The organism is Labilibaculum antarcticum, from assembly GCF_002356295.1.
Classification (GTDB): Bacteria; Bacteroidota; Bacteroidia; order Bacteroidales; family Marinifilaceae; genus Labilibaculum; species Labilibaculum antarcticum.
Window position 1 is genome coordinate 643234 of sequence record NZ_AP018042.1, and the last position, 17253, is coordinate 660486.

The 17253-nt window shown below is 36.6% G+C and carries 9 protein-coding genes; 1 reads left to right on the forward strand and 8 read right to left on the reverse strand.

The window, feature by feature from the left end:
• Positions 1-35: 35 nt before the first annotated feature.
• The 6 genes from glmM to corA all read right to left on the reverse strand — a co-directional run bounded on the left by glmM (position 36) and on the right by corA (position 11404).
• Positions 36-1415 carry a phosphoglucosamine mutase gene (gene glmM, locus ALGA_RS02350; protein ID WP_096427773.1) on the reverse strand — a complete coding sequence of 460 codons (1380 nt, stop codon included), beginning with the start codon at positions 1413-1415 and terminating at the stop codon, positions 36-38.
• A gap of 17 nt (positions 1416-1432) precedes the next feature.
• Positions 1433-2332, reverse strand: a complete 900-nt coding sequence (locus ALGA_RS02355; protein ID WP_096427774.1) for a nucleotidyltransferase family protein — start codon at positions 2330-2332, stop codon at positions 1433-1435.
• A 260-nt stretch (positions 2333-2592) separates the two neighbouring features.
• The gene (locus tag ALGA_RS02360) at positions 2593-3819 is read right to left on the reverse strand and encodes an ROK family protein (RefSeq protein WP_096427775.1); all 1227 of its coding nucleotides are present in this window, start codon (positions 3817-3819) and stop codon (positions 2593-2595) included.
• Positions 3820-5352: 1533 nt separating this feature from the next.
• Positions 5353-9003 carry a sensor histidine kinase gene (locus ALGA_RS02365; RefSeq protein WP_096427776.1) on the reverse strand — a complete coding sequence of 1217 codons (3651 nt, stop codon included), beginning with the start codon at positions 9001-9003 and terminating at the stop codon, positions 5353-5355.
• A gap of 320 nt (positions 9004-9323) precedes the next feature.
• Positions 9324-10223 (reverse strand): restriction endonuclease, encoded by a 900-nt coding sequence (locus ALGA_RS02370; protein WP_096427777.1) that lies wholly within the window; start codon positions 10221-10223, stop codon positions 9324-9326.
• Between the two features lie 110 nt (positions 10224-10333).
• Positions 10334-11404, reverse strand: a complete 1071-nt coding sequence (corA, locus tag ALGA_RS02375) for a magnesium/cobalt transporter CorA (protein ID WP_096427778.1) — start codon at positions 11402-11404, stop codon at positions 10334-10336.
• A 74-nt stretch (positions 11405-11478) separates the two neighbouring features.
• On the opposite strand from corA, the gene ALGA_RS02380 reads away from it, so the two are divergent.
• The gene (locus ALGA_RS02380) at positions 11479-12366 is read left to right on the forward strand and encodes a mechanosensitive ion channel family protein (protein WP_096427779.1); all 888 of its coding nucleotides are present in this window, start codon (positions 11479-11481) and stop codon (positions 12364-12366) included.
• A gap of 361 nt (positions 12367-12727) precedes the next feature.
• On the opposite strand, the gene ALGA_RS02385 is transcribed toward ALGA_RS02380, so the two are convergent.
• Positions 12728-13687, reverse strand: a complete 960-nt coding sequence (locus tag ALGA_RS02385; RefSeq protein ID WP_096427780.1) for a mechanosensitive ion channel family protein — start codon at positions 13685-13687, stop codon at positions 12728-12730.
• Positions 13688-13721: 34 nt separating this feature from the next.
• Positions 13722-16628: a hypothetical protein gene (locus tag ALGA_RS02390; protein WP_096427781.1), complete on the reverse strand. Its 2907-nt coding sequence runs from the start codon at positions 16626-16628 to the stop codon at positions 13722-13724.
• Positions 16629-17253 lie beyond the last annotated feature (625 nt).

The following is a 17253-nucleotide window of genomic DNA, read 5'->3' on the forward strand; positions in this document are numbered from 1 at the left end:
TATATTATATTCTTAAGTCTAAAATAATCACTTCCTCAAATTGTGTTTTTCATCAATTGCCTTACGCAATCCACTAAATTACAGGCATACTCTTCAGTAGTTGCTTCTGAGTAAATTCGAATAATGGGCTCCGTATTTGATTTTCTCAGGTGCACCCATCCTTCCGGAAAACTAATCTTCAGTCCGTCGATTGTATTACAAGGATAATCGTTAAATTTTTTGCGAACTTGATCCATTATGCCATTCAAATTGGAAACACCCTCCAATTCAATTTTTTGTTTTACAATTTTATAATCGGGATAGCCCGCCCTCAGTTCTGAGCAAGTTAATTTTGATTTAGCCAGATAGGTCAGAAATAATGCCACTCCAACAAGTGCATCTCTTCCATTGTGCAATTCAGGATAAATCACACCTCCGTTGCCCTCACCTCCTATTACTGCCGAATGATTCTTCATTTCCCGAACCACATTCACCTCGCCTACTGCTGATTCATAAAACTCAATGCCATGCTTTTCGGCAATTTCGCGAAGTGCCATTGTTGATGATAAATTGGCAACTAAACTGCCTTTTGTATTTTGAAGTACATAATCAGCCACCGACACCAAAGTATATTCTTCGCCAAATGCCTGCCCGTTTTCGCAAACCAAAGCTAAACGATCAACATCCGGATCTACAACAATTCCAAGGTCTAATCTTTCATTCTTAACATATTCCGATATTTCTACAATATTTTCAGGGAGAGGTTCCGGATTATGAGCAAAATTACCATCAGGATTGCAATTGATTTCCTTCACCTTTTTCACACCTAAAGCCATCAGTAATTTAGGAATTGCAATTCCTCCTACCGAATTCACTCCATCAACAGCAATCGAAAAATCAGCTTCTTCAATCAGCTTTTTATCCACCAAAGGTAAATCCAGTATATGTTGAATATGAGTCTCTAAGTAATCATCTTTCCGAGAGTACTTTCCTAAATCATCAACTTCGTTGTAATTGAAATCCTGTTCTTCAACAAGATGCAGCAAATCCTTTCCATCCTGATCAGAAATAAATTCGCCTTTTGCATTCAATAGTTTTAGAGCATTCCAATTTTTCGGATTGTGACTTGCTGTAATAATAATACCTCCTCCGGCTTTAAAATCAGTAACAGCCATTTCCACTGATGGAGTAGTTGCCAATCCAAGATCAACAACATCGACACCTACTGAAAGCAATGCTCCAACAACAAGCTGATTCACCATCTCACCGCTGATTCTAGCATCACGACCAATTATTACTTTTTTATTAGCACCACTATTTCGAAGCCATATGCCAAAAGCTCCTGATATGCTAACGATATCCATTGGTGTTAAGGATTGTCCTGGTCTTCCTCCGATAGTACCTCTTATACCGGATATAGATTTTATTAATGTCATTTTATTCTCCTATAAAATTATGCCCACAATTTAGAAGGATATGTTCCCTTCTCAATCAATTTACCAATCGCTTTAATTGCTTTTTCTTTATCCTCCCGGTAAGTCACCCCAAACCACTGAGCATCCGACTTCAATACTTTAACCTGTGTTTTTCCATCTTTAATGACCTTAGCAACTACTGAAGGAATAAAAAATTCTGATTTCAACTGATCTCCCTCAGTATTTAAGAAAGAAATAAACTGAGCTTCCAAATGATCAAATACTTTAGGAGTAAAACCCCAAAAATTCATAGAAACTGTTGTTTCCGGAGCAAGCTGAATCCATTCTTCATTCTCCTTGTACGCAATTCCATTTTCCAACTTCTCAATATGAGTACGCTCAACAACAGTTGTTAGATGATCATTATCATTGGTTTCACAAACACCTCTTGATACTGATCCATTTTCTGAAATGGTATTGCCTAACTGGTAGCCAACCATACAGTTTTCTTCATCAGTAATAGACTTACTCAAATAATCAACAATAGTAGTAAAAGCCTCAACACCATAGTAATCGTCTGCATTAATCACCGCAAAAGGTTCATTAATACATTCTTTAGCCATTAAAATTGCATGACCCGTTCCCCAAGGTTTTTCACGTTCCAAATTATATACGGATCCCTCAGGTACCTTTCCTATTTCCTGATTTACGTAATCAACTTCAATCTTCCCGGCTAGTTTTGTATCAAAAAGCTCTTTAAACTCTTCCTCAAAACTCTCTCTAATAACAAAAACAATCTTACCAAAGCCGGCCTCAATTGCATCATGTATCGAATAATCAATAATGATTTCATTCGTTGGTCCAATCGGATCGATCTGCTTTAATCCCCCATACCGACTTCCCATTCCTGCTGCTAATACCAATAACGTAGGTTTCATATCTTTTCTAAATATCAATATTCAAATCAATTTTAACTCTGCTCTTTTCTCTTTATCGATACATTCATGTAAAGATTTTTTCGAAATAAAAGCAACCATCTGCCATGCATCACTACTACTACAATGTTCCAATGGTTTTTAGAAAAGGCAGATGGTCACAATACTTTATAAAAATTGCTCCCTGTAAGAACACTACTTCTAAACAAATCTTCAACGCAAGTTGAAAACAACAGGGAGACAATTTTCTTCTTAACCAATCACTAACTACTACTTAATATTTTCTTCATAACGTTTGCCATGGTTCCCATAAGAGCTGCATCATCTAATAAATCCGAATTTACCAGCTCAGTCTCTGAACTAATTTTATCCATGGCATATTTATTCATCCACATACTTACCGGACTAATAATATACTTTCCTGCCTGAGCTAATCTTCCTCCAATAATTATCATTTCAGGATTCAGTAAGTGAATCAAAGTCACCAGACCTTTCCCTAAATATTCACACATCTTGTTTAATTGGTCAATAGCAAACTGATCGCCAGCCAAAATTGCATCAACAACAGCTCTCAAGTCAATATTTTTCCCCTCAGCCTGATATTTGGCTAAAAAACTTTCCTGACCTTTCTCAATTCCTTCTCTTATTTGCCGCACCAAAATCTTCCCGGACGTTAAAGTTTCCAGGCAACCAATTTTCCCGCAATTACAAAGCGTTCCCTCAGGATCGATTAAGATGTGCCCAAACTCACCGGCAAATCCATTTTTACCACTATGTAATTCACCATTTAAGATCATGCCTAAACCAATACCGTTACTTAAATTCAAGCACAATACATTCTTTTTACCTTTGGCTTTTCCAAAAGCCATCTCTCCCAATGCCATGGTACGGGCATCATTGTCCAGCAATATTGAAAATCCAAGTTCCCGATTCATATAATTCCGCAAACCTTCTTCTGCAAAGGACAAATGCGTATGTGTCAATCCATTTTCGGCATCAACCAAACCCGGAATTGAAATTCCAACAGCTAACACCTTTTCCCGATCAACATTTATTGTTTCAAGAGCGACATTGACCTTTTCAACCAATGCCTGACAATACTCACTGCTGTTTTCCAATTCAAACTCTTTAAACTCCTCACGATATACCAAGTGGTTATTCATATCGAAAACAGCAAGATTCAGTGTATGTAAATTAATATCAACACCAACTACATATTGATATTCAGGATTAACGCAAAATAAATTTGGACGTCTTCCTCCAATTGATTCTCCAATACCATTTTCAAGAATCACCCCAAAACCTAGAAGATCTTCAACAAGTGAAGCAACTAAAGGCTGACTCATTTTTACCGTTTTCACGATCTCCGCAATTGAAGCAACTCCATTATAATACAAATGGGATAGTATTTTACGATACTGATCTTGCCTCCTATTTTTAGCATTAACAGTACCTCCAAGTGTTTTTTCGTATAGAAATTCTGGTTTCAAATCAGCGTGAGTTTTAAATTATTATTCGTACCCGAAAACAAACGTACGAAATTTATTTTAAACATGACAATACTTTTATTTTTTATTTTAAAAGATAGGGGTGACAAATGAAGAGGAATACCTGACTATGTAAACGAACTATTTTAGCCCAAACTATAGTAGTTTATGAAACTATTGTTACCATAAATATAGTCTGTCTGAAAATAAACTTATTGTCTCAACCAAAATATTAATTGGTTGAGATGACAAAGCAATACCACTCATGGGAAAGGGGATCGAACGAGAATTTAAATGGATTAATTAGATAGTTTTCCATAAAAAAAGTGACTCATAAAATAGAAGTCATCAAAGAATTAGAGATGTTCAATGGAAATTAAATAATAGGCCTAGAAAACAGCTTATGTATGAAATCCCAATATTTGTGATGAATAAATTATTATTTAACTCAGAAGTTACATTTATCCGTTGAATTCAACATTGATTAAATCCTTCTTGAAAATGATAAATTCCCTGAGCATGCACTTATGATTCTTGAGATTTTAATTCCAGAGCTAAAGAAATATTTTTTTCAACTACTCCTTAGGAATGTGGGGACACTCTCCATATAGAGCATCAAATATTGGATTGTTTTAGATACATAGAACGAAATAATGACATTTTAGCAAAATAGACTGAGCTGGCATCCAATTCTTTTATTCATCTATTTACCACAAATGTAGGTTCCACTCCTCAAAATTTCATAAAAGAGAAATACGCGAAAGCCTGTGTATTTCTCGATCATACAGAAATTAAAATTGATAAAATCGCCTAATAATTAGAATCTTACGATCAACACCACCTTACGCTTGTATTTAGCAATATCACAGAAAAACCTCCTTTAATTTATCGAAAGGGCTTATAATATTAAAAGTCTTATTTAGTATTAATAACGTTGATATAAATAAATCACATAGTCTCCAAGAGATTACAATAATACAACTCTTGGATAACAGTGAACTCCCAAGTGAACACTAATAACCACGCCTCTCTAAACGACAATAAATCAAGCGTTATAACATACTTAAGATACTCCCTCTCTCTCCGCCATGCAGAAATGCAATAGAAGGAAAAGCCTTGTAAACGTTAAGTTTACAAGGCTTTCTTCATTTAGTACCAAGGCAATTCAAACACCTAAAACAACATTAAAAAGGTGTAGCATTCGGTGTAGATTCGAAAGCTTAATTTCGCCACGCCTACTACAGGTGCTAACACACTACAATTCAGCATTTTGACCCGTTCATAAATCAATCGTTTGCTCGTTTTGACAACCTGAAAAGAGAAAAATCTGATTGGTATTAATATTGCAGAAGGAACAGTGGAAAAATACAGAACAAGCTATAAACACACGAACGAATTTATGAAACACCAATATAAAGCTGATGAAAGGCCCTTTGCGGAAACCAGGTTCCAATTTATTTGAGATTCCGAATTTCATATTAAACCCCAACCTAAGTATAAGTCCACTATTCTTAAACCGGAGAACCAGAAAACTGATCAGACATTCCGTTTCTGACACGGAATCGTAAAATAGAAACTGGTGCCCTTTCCCAATTCGCTTTCACACCAAATGGCTCCGGAATTTTTTAAGACAAACTCGTGACAAAGAATCAGTCCCAATCCTGTACCTTTTTCACCGGATGTACCTGTCGTTTTGTACTTCATATCAATTCGGAAGAGCTTTTCTAAATTATCTGACGAAATCCCCATCCCCTCATCTCTCACCTCAACTTCCAGAAATTTCTCCTCCTTCTTTACTTTTACCTCAATCTCTTTCCCCGAATCGGTGAACTTCACGGCATTGTTGATCAAATTGCGTAAAACAGTATTAATCATCTGCGGATCCGCATAAGCAGTACAATTTCCACCTACATCGGTTCGTAAATGAATCCCTTTCTTCTCTGCATGAATACGATGCAAATTAATGTTCTCATGAATCTGTAGTGAAAGGTCGAACTTAGTAGGCGTGTACTCGATATGCCCCTGTTGAGATTTGGACCACAAAAGTAAATTCTCCAACAAATTGTATATCAGCTCGGCAGAATGATGTATGCGTTTCAGAGCTAAAATCTTATCCTCCTCTTCCAGATTAGCATAACCTTCATCTACAACCTGACTTAAGGAATAGAGACTCGAGAAAGGGTTTTTCAAATCGTGGGCCAGGATAGAAAAGAACTTGTCCTTGGTAGCATTCAGCTCATCCAACTCCTCTTTTTGCCGACGTATTCGTTGCTCAGCTTCTTTCCTTTCGGTTATCTGACGAGACACAATGGTAATGCCCGTGAGATCCCCCTGAGAATTACGCCGAGGACTAATTTTTGCATTAAACCAGTGCATCCCTTTCTGGTTCACACAATAATCAAACTCCTGTACCTTATCACTTTGTTGAAGCCGACCAAAAGCAATCTGCAGCTCCTCCACAACCTGTGGTGGAAAACCGACCTCCTTGTAATGCTTGTTGAGGAAGAATTGAGGATTCTCATAAAGGAGATCCTGATTGCCTGGATTGTAAAACTCCTGAAACACCCCATCCCGATCTAGAACAAAAACAAGATCGTTAAGTGAGGAGATGGTAGATTTCAATTTCTCTTCACTTTCTTCCACTTTATTTTTCTGTAATGCAATTTCGTTAGTTCGCTCCAATATACGCTCTTCAAGGATTCTATTCTCCTTGTTTAAATTTCGTTCCCTCAACTTAATGATCCCTACTATCAGCAGAAGCCCTAAAAGAATATAGGCCGCGTAGGCATAATTACTGAGCCACCAAGGTGGCAGAATTCTAATTTCAAGCCGGGTAGGATTTTCGTTCCAAATACCATCATCATTTGTTCCTTTAACCCAAAAAGTATAGCAGCCACTGGGCAGATTGGTAAAAGGTACAAAATGGCGATTACCAACCTCAAACCACTCGTCCCGAAGTCCCTCCATTTTATAGGCATATCTGTTTTTGAAAGGCTTAGTATAATCCAAAGCCGCATAAGCAATCGTGAAGGAGTAGTCCTTGTAGGAAAGCTCCATCTTGTTGGTATAAACATTGAGGTTTTGCTTTCGACCAGCCCTTTCTTTGATAAAAGAGGTAATCACCACCGGCGGAATAAAAGTATTATCTTCGAGGGAATCGGGGTGAAAAGAAATCAAGCCATCCATTCCTCCAAAATAAATATTCTGCTTATCATCCTGATATACAGCTTTCAAATTGAATTCAACACCCTGCAGACCTTCATTAACAGAATAAGATTTAAACTCGTGAGTCGTGGAATTAAGCAAGGCCAGTCCTCTGCCGGTAGAAAACCAAAGATTATTGTTCTTGTCCTCAATAATATCGTAAATAATGTTGCTGGGCAATCCATCCTTCATGGAGTAATAGGTGAAAAGAGAATCTGTTTTGTTGAACTGATTCACCCCGGTGCTGGTACCGATCCAAATATCTCCTTTGTAATCCTCGCAAAGAGAGATGGTGAAATCATCGCAGAGCGTATTGCTCTTCTCGTTTTCGTGCGAATAATGACGCATTTGCTTCTCCCCCGAGAGGTAGCAATCCATTCCGGCTAAGGTCGCAATCCATACATTGCCATCCTTATCTTCTAATATGGAATAAACCAGATTGCTACTGATTCCATAGGGTTGCTCCGCCCCCGCCTGATAGTAGGCTGTCTTTTTTGTGTTAAGATCAAAAGTAAAGATACCGTTTCCGGTTCCAATCCAAATTTCCCCATTTGAGATCTCAGCTATGCAATAGACTCGGTTATTGGTGAAAAAATCAGGTGTCTCAAGTCCAAAATACTCAGCGAATGGCGTGAAAGTTTGTTGCTGCTTATTGTAGATGCTAACTCCGTTGCGAGTGCCCATCCAAATCCTTGATTCACTGTCTTCAAACAATACATGAACATGATTATTGGGAATGTTACGATCCCCTTCAAATTCGGAGGAATAATGCAACATTTCTCTGGACTTTGGATTGAAAATATTCAAGCCCTTGCCCCAATTCCCCACCCAAAACCGATTGCGATCATCGACATAAACCGATGCTATAATATTGTCGAGCAGATCAATCGAATTGGGATCATCTGTTTTCTTATAGCTTCGGAACTTCTTCGTTTTCAGATCTGTTTTGTCAATTCCGGCGATCGTACCAATCCATAGGTTATGAGACCGATCCTCGAACAATGAATACACGATATCGTGGCCAATATAGTTCTCATAGTTAGGACCACTCCTAAAAAGAGTCAACTCAAAATTTCCTGTATCCCAACTCCAATCCATTCGGTTTAAGCCCCCCTCCTCTGTTCCGATCCAGTATACGCCATTGCTATCCTGCAAAATCGAACGAATATAGTTATTACTCAAAGAATTGGCACAATCAGTTTCTTCCTGATAGCGGGTAAATCGTTTGGTTTCAAGATTATAGAAATTGAGCCCATTTTTCGTTCCAATCAGAATATTTCCAAGCATATCTTCATAAAGAGCTGTGATGTGATTATCGGAAATAGAATGCGGATTGGATTCCTCATAATGAAAATTGAGAAAAGTTTTCTTCTCGGGATCAAAAACGCTCAATCCCGCCGAGGAGCCCTGCCAAATCATCCCCCTACTGCTTTTGAGGATGGGAAAGCCAACATCATGGAGAGCCCCATCGTAGTGCAAGCTATTGGTATAGCTCTCCAAACTGTCAGTTTTATAATTGTACCTTGAGAGAACAGGAGGGATATTGATGTAAATGAAATTGTCATCAGCCAACGTACCGTATACAAAATTATCAGGCACAATAGAATCGTTCAATTTATGAGGAACAAGGGTAAATTCACCTGTTCTCTTGTTGTAACAATTTAAGCCCTCTTTTGTGCCTAGCCAAATATTACCTTGACGGTCTTCAGTAATATCGTAAATCCAGTTGTTCGAAAGAGATTGTTTATCAGTTGGATCATAAAAAAAGTTTTTAAAGCTATAACCATCAAACTTATTTAGTCCATTCTGAGTGCCAAACCAAAGGTATCCTTCAGAATCCTGAAAGATGCACTTAATTTCACTTTGAGAAATTCCATCCTCTACCCCATAATGCTTAAACGTGACCAATTGAGCATTTACATTTGTGGTTTTACAGAATAAAGAACCACAGAAAAAAAGTAGTATGAGGATTCGATAATTCATCCGTTCTTTTTGGGTTGAGTCTTTTCGTATCTGTAATTTACGCCTTTTTTCCCATTCAAGACAAAAGTGAAGCCTTTGATATTCACTAAAACTGATACAACCAGCCAAAAAAATTACAGTAAAAAAAATCAGAATGAACTTTTAATAAAAGGAATACAAATTTCGTCCAATCAACTCATGAATTATCGGAGAAACAAGATCGAGCAGACCTCGCTCAGGTGATAAGGTAATAAGGTAATAAGGTAATAAATGTACAACTAACTGCATGACTAGACACCATTTTTGCTTTCGAATGATAAATAACTTCCGCATCCGAAATCCTAGCCGCAAATATGCTTCAATTCATTCTGTAGTGCTTTTTGCTTCTTTAGGCTTAGCCCAAATGAATCTAATAAATGAGAATTTTCTTTTAACTGAAGACAAGTAAGAATGCTTTGGCCCATTAATTCCTGTTTTTGCTTTTTAGTAAGCGTGTGTAGAATGGTAACGGGATACAAATGAAGTTCTTCAATGGTTTCTTTCAATCCTTTATTCCGGGGATAATCCCATGCCAAAAGATTCAAGCCACTACCTATTCCATATTGAATTGAATCATCAGAAAAGCGAGTATTTGTAACCACCCATCCTGTAAAGGAAAGACCTTTGTATTCGGGCATATTCTTTCTTTTATCGATAATATCGTTCACGCGGGAGCGAACATACAGTGGCACTTGAACGCTAACATGTTTTCCTTGATCTTTATGATATTTACATTCAACCAGATGTTGAGTGTTTTTGTGAGTTGCTATTACATCCATTTCGTGAGTAACACAAACACCATCTACCACCACTCCTACTTCAATATCAAAACCTTGTTTTTTGAACAACTGTCCGATGAATTGCTCAAAAGGATATCCCGTTGGTCCCAATTCCATGATTGCTTTCTTCAAACGATAACGCATGGCCGAGGAACTTTCTTCTCGACGCAAAACTGAAAAGGCCCTGGAATATATTTGTTTGGTTGTTACTCCCGTGAAAATCCACTCTTTGATATTCAAAAGAATTTTTTCTATTGCAAATGTACTTGCCCCGGCATTTTGCAATGACCGCTCTAACTTATCAATTTCAAAAGGCTCTTCATCACCCGAAGCCTTTTTTACAAGTATCAATTTACTATTGAAGGAATTTGACTCCTTACTGTCTTTATTATTAATATTCACACACTGTTTCGGATTGTTCATATTGGTGTTTTAGTTTTGTCATTTCCATGAAGGAAGGCTAAAGCTAAAAAATATTGAATTACATTACTATGCAAAGCTTGCCTATTTGCAGTAATACTTTCTGCGATCCATCACAACCATTTCTTTTTTCTAAAATACCATATCATTCCTACTGCTACTAAAATCATAATGGCAATTATACTGAAGTAGCCATATTTCCACTCCAGTTCGGGCATGTACTTAAAATTCATTCCGTAGACTCCGGCCAAAAAAGTAAGTGGAATAAAAATGGTTGCTATTAAAGTAAGCAACTTCATGGTTTTATTTAATTGATTGTTCTGTTCCGATTGGTGTGTATCACGAACATTTGAAAGGTAATCGCGCAGGTAATCCAACTGATCGATAACGAATAAAATATGATCCTGCGTATCCCGAAAAAACTTAACATTCTCATCAAGAAACAGGTCTGATTCACTCTGTATTAAAAGATCATAAGCCTCTTTTAAAGGTAATATAACACGTCGGGCCTTCATTATCTGTTTCTTAAAATCCTGAATTTTTCGTGGCACTAAATCAGAATTTTCATTTTCTATGAACTCCTCGAACTTAACCAGTTGATCGTTCCAATTTTCAATTAAATGAAAATAATTATCCACTATTGTATCTGCCACAGCAAAAAACAGGTAATCGACTCCTTTCGATCGTATTCTTCTTGTACTGTTTTCTAAACGACTGAGCAAAGAATCCAATACCGGATGATGCGTATCCATAAATGAAATCACATAATTTTCGCCCAGAATGATGTTAATCGGAATGGACTGAAATTTATACTCTCCGGTTTTGGGAATCAGTAGTTTTAATGATAAAAAACTGTAATGGTCCAAATCCTCAAACTTGGGCCGTAAGTGCGAATTAAGAGCATCTTCCAAAGTTAGATTGTGAATATCTAGCTGATTCCCTAAATTCTCATAAGCTGGAATATCAATTCCTGAAAAAATAACCCAGGAAACCATTTCCTTATCTTTAAAATCATATTTAATATGATCTAAATCAGTCTTGTAATCCACCGATTTAATCTCTTCCGAATTGTATTGTATTACCTGAACTGATGCAGACTCTATTTCTTTATATCCAATATGTAATAAAGTTCCAGGCGCCATTCCTGATTTTTCAGAAATACGACTTGTTTTTTTCTTTACCATGACTAAAATAGATAGGTTTAATTGTATCTTTAAATTAAACAATTCTCTTACTAATTAACCATTATTTTTCAACAATGATAGAAACATTTGAAGCTATTTTAATAAATCTTGGGATCGGCTATAAACTACTTTTTATTCTTATTACAATCGTATTGGGTTTTCTCATTTCCAAACTCATTCTGTTTTTCATGAATCGCATGTTGAAAAAAGCTTCCGATAAATTAAATGTTGATCCTACCAATTACAGTTTCTTAAAAAACGCTGTTAGTTTTCTGATTTTCATCGTAACAGTAATCATTATTTTTTATTCAATTCCTGAATTAAAAAGTGTTGGAATGAGTTTGATGGCAAGTGCCGGAATTTTTGCGGCGATTCTTGGTTTTGCATCTCAGCAAGCATTTTCAAATATTATAAGTGGTATTTTCATTGTTATATTTAAACCTTTTAGGGTTGGCGATTTTATTAAAATTGGAGAATTGCACCTTGGTACGGTAGAAGACATTACTTTGCGACACACGGTGATTAATAACCCTGAAAATAGGAGGATCATTATTCCAAATTCGGTTATTAGTTCAGAAACCATTTTGAATTCTTCAATTACTGATCCCAAAATCTGCGCGTTCATAGAAATAGGAATCAGTTATCATTCCAACATCGATAAAGCGATTGAAATCATTCAAAATAAAGCATCTCATCATCCAAATTTTCACGACAACAGAACAGATGAAGAAAAAAGCGGAAATATTGATCAGGTAATTGTTAGAGTTATAAACCTTGGTGATTCGTGCATTACACTTAGAGCCTATGTTTGGGCCGAAAACTCGAGCAAAGCTTTTGAGATGAAGTGCGATTTATTTAAATCGATTAAAGAGCAATTTGATAAAGACGGAATCGAAATTCCATTTCCTCATCAAACAGTCTATCTTCGACAAGAGGAACCCTTAAAAATCACTCAAATTTAGAATCTATTTGTTTCCCATTCGCATATTAACAGGAAAAGTCAAGTATCAATAAAGTTAAATCTTCATGATACTTGACTTCTTATTTGTGTTCTTTTTTTGCAACTTGTTACTTGTTCCTTGATACTTACCACCTGTCACTTGCTGCTTATCCCTTGTCCCTTGTTCCCTTGTTACTTGTCTCTTGCTCCCTTGTTACTTATTACTTTACTTGTTACTTGTCCCTTGTTCCCTTGTTACTTGTCTCTTGCTCCCTTGTTACTTATTACTTTACTTGTTACTTGTCCCTTGCTCCTTGTTACTTTTTAATTGGCACTTGTTACTTGTCACTTGTCCCTTTTTACTTGGTACTTGTCACTTCCTATTAAATAGAATTCTCCGAGCTAAGAATCTCACAATCCAACAATTCTTTGATTACATTTTCAGTTAATTCACTTTTGAAGGCAAACTCAAACCGAATGTCCATCACATAAGCTTTTAGCCGCATTTTGTAGCAAAGCTTATCGTACTTGATATCATTCACGAAAATAACAGCGATCGGCTTTGCTAAATACACATAATTTGAAATCTTGGCTACTTCAATGGCAATTTTTCGTACCTGATGTGTATCGATGGTAATTGGCAAATAAATTTCGGCAACCACCTGACAATTCGTCTCGCCCGAATTAGAATTGGAAATAGACTGGTTCATCAGTTCTCCGTTGGGCAGAGTAACAATTGAATCATCAGCAGTTTGCACCCGGGTCGATCGCAAGGACATGTCGAGAACCTCACCATAAGTGCTTCCCACTTCAATTTTATCACCAATTTTAAACGGACGGTCGATAATGATCACAAAACCACCAAATATATTCTTTAAAATATCCTGAGCGGCAAAACCTACGGCAACACCCACAGATGCACCAAAAGCAATCAAGGATCCCAATGGTGGATTAAATATTCCCTTCACGATAATATAAGAAATTATCATCCAGCAAATAATTTTCACTACCGGCACAATGGCCTTCCCTTTCACCCTCCTGTCCGGGCTTTTTTCAGACCAAATCTCGATGGTTCGGGTTAAAAAACGAACTATAAAATATCCAATTAAGATAAAAACCAAAGCCCAAAAGATCTTCGAAAAAGAAATGATATTTGAAACATCCGGAGCATCTAATTTCTCACCTATTGATTTAATTACGTCATCGGTGGAGGAAACAACCGAATCGCCTTTTATCACTTCAGTCTTTGCAATGGAATTGGCAATCTGATTCTGCGATAGTAAGGTTTGTGTACAAATAAAAAGGCTACCAGTAAACAGCAGTATACTTATGAGTTTTTTCATTTTATCTTGTAATTATTTTTATTCTAAAACGTGTTTAGTGTATGTAGTTCAAAACAGCCAGGTGATTCGCAATCTGCCTGTAAACCAATGGATTTATAAGATAAACCTCATTCCTTTTAATTAAAATTCCATCGTCGGTAAAGACCATTAAATGAGCAAAACTTTCCTCCTTTTCCCAATCAAAAATAGCTGCATGCTCCTCCAGCAAAAGACCTCCGTGAAGAACCAAGGCATGCAAAGTGGTTATTTGAGAAGGACTTAGCGTGTTGAAAAAAGAATACTCTAAATGTTTGTACTGCAAATAGAAATTATTGTCCTCGACACTTATCACCGATCGCATCCAGAACAACAAGGCCAATGAAAGATTGTTTTCAGCAAATTTGTACAAGCGGTTAAAATAATCTTCGTGCAAATAAGTCTGTTTCTCTGCCTCCGACATTCTTTTATAAGATCGTTTCGGATGAAATTCTGTCGGGGGTAAAAAGTTAAGTTTGAAGCCGCTAAACTTATGCCGTTTAATAATTATCTCGGTTAGCTGCTCCTTATTCAAGCTATCCAGGTTTACAACATATCCAAAATAATCACTCATCTTTAAGGTATAATCAAGGTACTTGAATGTGTAAAGCAAACAGGTACTCAACCAATAAATACGCGAATTGGTTTGTGATATCAACCTGAAAAACTGCGATAGATTTTTAAAACCATGACGTTTCCGAAGAAATAATTGATGAACATTCTCAATAACAATTATTCTACGCCCCTTCAGCTCTTGAATTTTTTCTATCAATTCGTCAATCGATTCAAATTTTAAATCTTTGAAAACAGTTTTCAAAAACAGAATAAAATCTTCTTCACTGCTAATTTTACGATCCAAACTGAATCTGTAAAAAGGATATTGATGCCCAAATTTATCTTCAAAAACATTCACTACCGAAGTAATTCCACTGCCATTTTCTCCCACCAAACAAGTCGGTGCAAACTTTGCATTTGTCCAGTTGCTATAAGCAATTTCAAGTTGTTGAATAACCTTAGGTCTCTCAATTCGAAATTTTGCATTTGCTATGGGCGCAATTTTAAATAAGCGTTGGTACATTAAGGGCAAACGTGCAATTGCTATTTCTGTTTCCGACAAGTAATTGGATAATTCACTGCCAATGGTTTCCTTTTTTTCGGATAAGCCCAAAACTTTACGATATGCCGTATATTTTAATCGGGCCTGCTTATTCAAATCAAGAATTCGCGCCTGAGATCTACTCAAAACATCTTTTAAAAAAGACAAGCCGTTAATCAGAAGATTTTTAGCATTTCGGATTCTTTTTTTCCGAATCATCTCCGTCTGCTTCTGATCTAAATTATCTGGTAAGATAGCAGAGCTAATCTCTGCTATAAAGCTGCTATTTATCTTGTTGATTTGGTCTATTACCTCTCTTGACAGCTCTACATTGTATTGCCTGTTTTCTTTTGCTTTCTGAACAGCCCGCTCAATACCTTCCCCAAATTCCGAAAGCTGATTGATTCCCCCCTCAAGATCCTCGGCATTGTAATATTCCAAGGCATACTCCACGATTCCAGACAATTCACTTGTATTGGATAAAGTCTTCTGCATGCCATTTATTAAAGCCTCCTTCTGAATAAAAAGCGGATTCTCAATCGATTCATTTAAACAACCACTCACAATATCCATCACATTTGTTTCCCGAAGCTTAGGGACTCTTGAATTTTTATTCCAGCCTTTTCGGGAGGGAAGTAAATAACTCGATGGTATTGATTCAATTTCTTTGATGCAGTTTGATGTCAAAAGATCAAAATGCAGCGAAAAATCCGTTTCCATTAACTTCTCAATGTAATTGGGAATTCGCTCAGCAAGTAATTGTTTCGACAGCAAATTATCCTGAACATCTTGCAGGTCGCTCTCGTTCTCAATTTTTTCAGACGCTTTCTCCAGATTACTCACAAAAAAAGCATCCGATGCGAGCAAAACCTCATCGAGAATGCTTTTAATCTTAACTTCTGATTGATTAAAGATATTGGTAATGGCTAAATTCGAAAATCGAACTTCGTAAACAAGTCGCCAATGCTCAAACAAAGCAAATGCCCGGCTGCTGTAATTGGCAAATAATTGCTGCTGATTCTTTAAAATCTTACTTGCTCTTTTAGTCAACTTTCGCGATTGAATCTTACTGGAAGGAAACTCTAAAGTACCTGCTTTTGCATGCAATTCGGCATACAATAAATCCAGAGCCTCTTTCATCTCTTTAAAATGCAATTCAATTTCAATCTTTTTGGCTCCTATCTGCTGGCTTAGTTCTGTTAACTGTTGAGTAAAATCATTTTCAATCCATTTGCTATTTACAAGCAGGTTAGCTTCTATTTGTTTATCGATTTCCTTTATCGATTGAAAAATATTCTGTCGAAATGATAGAACATCCTCAACAATAGGATTCGCATCTTCTAACAAATGCACAAAATAGATCAATTCAGCCAACTGTTGACGATGAATTTTATGCTTCCAGAAATTTTTAGGTATTGCTTCCTTTTTAATTAATTTCCGAAATAAATTCCTGACACTCAGCAATCCCCAATTGATTTTAAGGAAGAACAATTTCCCCAACTTTCTTGTTTTCAAGACTATTCCATCCGAAGGCAAAGCATAAAACCGATCCTTATCCTGAACCTCATCAACCTGCTCCTCAAAACCAGAAATATATTCCCTAATCTCTGCAAACTGATCGAAAAATTCAGAAACATCAAACTTATTTATCTCATGAAAATTATCGTGAATATATTTTTTAAATTCCTCACTACTCTTTCGGTAGCCGGATAAATCATCAGAGATATCCTTGCTTTTTTCAATCGAACCGATCGTTTCCTGTAAAGTAGATATCATGCTCTCAACGGGATGAAGAGAGCTTAGTAATTTGGATGTGTATTTGCTGTACATAGTTTATGTGATCATTAATAGCATGATTTAAAATACAAAAAATACCTGATATACCAACATCATTATAAATGGAGAAATTTACCTGCGGATTTAAGATACAAACCTTCACCAGATGAAGATAACTTTTTACTTGGATGACTAAAATCACCACGCATATGAGACTTTTTTTTGCTTGGTGAGCTCAAATCGCCACGCATATAAGACAACTTCCTGATTGGTGGGCTCATCTGTAACTCATACGCGACTTCCTTTTACTTGGTGGACTCATATGAAACTCATGCGAGACTTTCTTTTACTTGGTGGACTCATCTGAAACTCATGCGAGACTTTCTTTTACTTGGTGGCCTCATCTGAAACTCATACGCGACTTCCTTTTACTTGGTGGACTCATATGAAACTCATGCGGAACTTTCTTTTACTTGGTGGTCTCATCTGAAACACATATGAGACATTTTTTTGCTTGATGAGCTCATATGAAACTCATACGGGACATTTTTACACTTCGCTACTAATAGCTAACAAATTATATATCGGCATTCAGGTTTAGAAATTAGTCGATGCAAACTTAGGGAGGTAAACCGCTCAAGGGGATAAAAACCGCCTTGAGGGTGTTATTGGAATTACC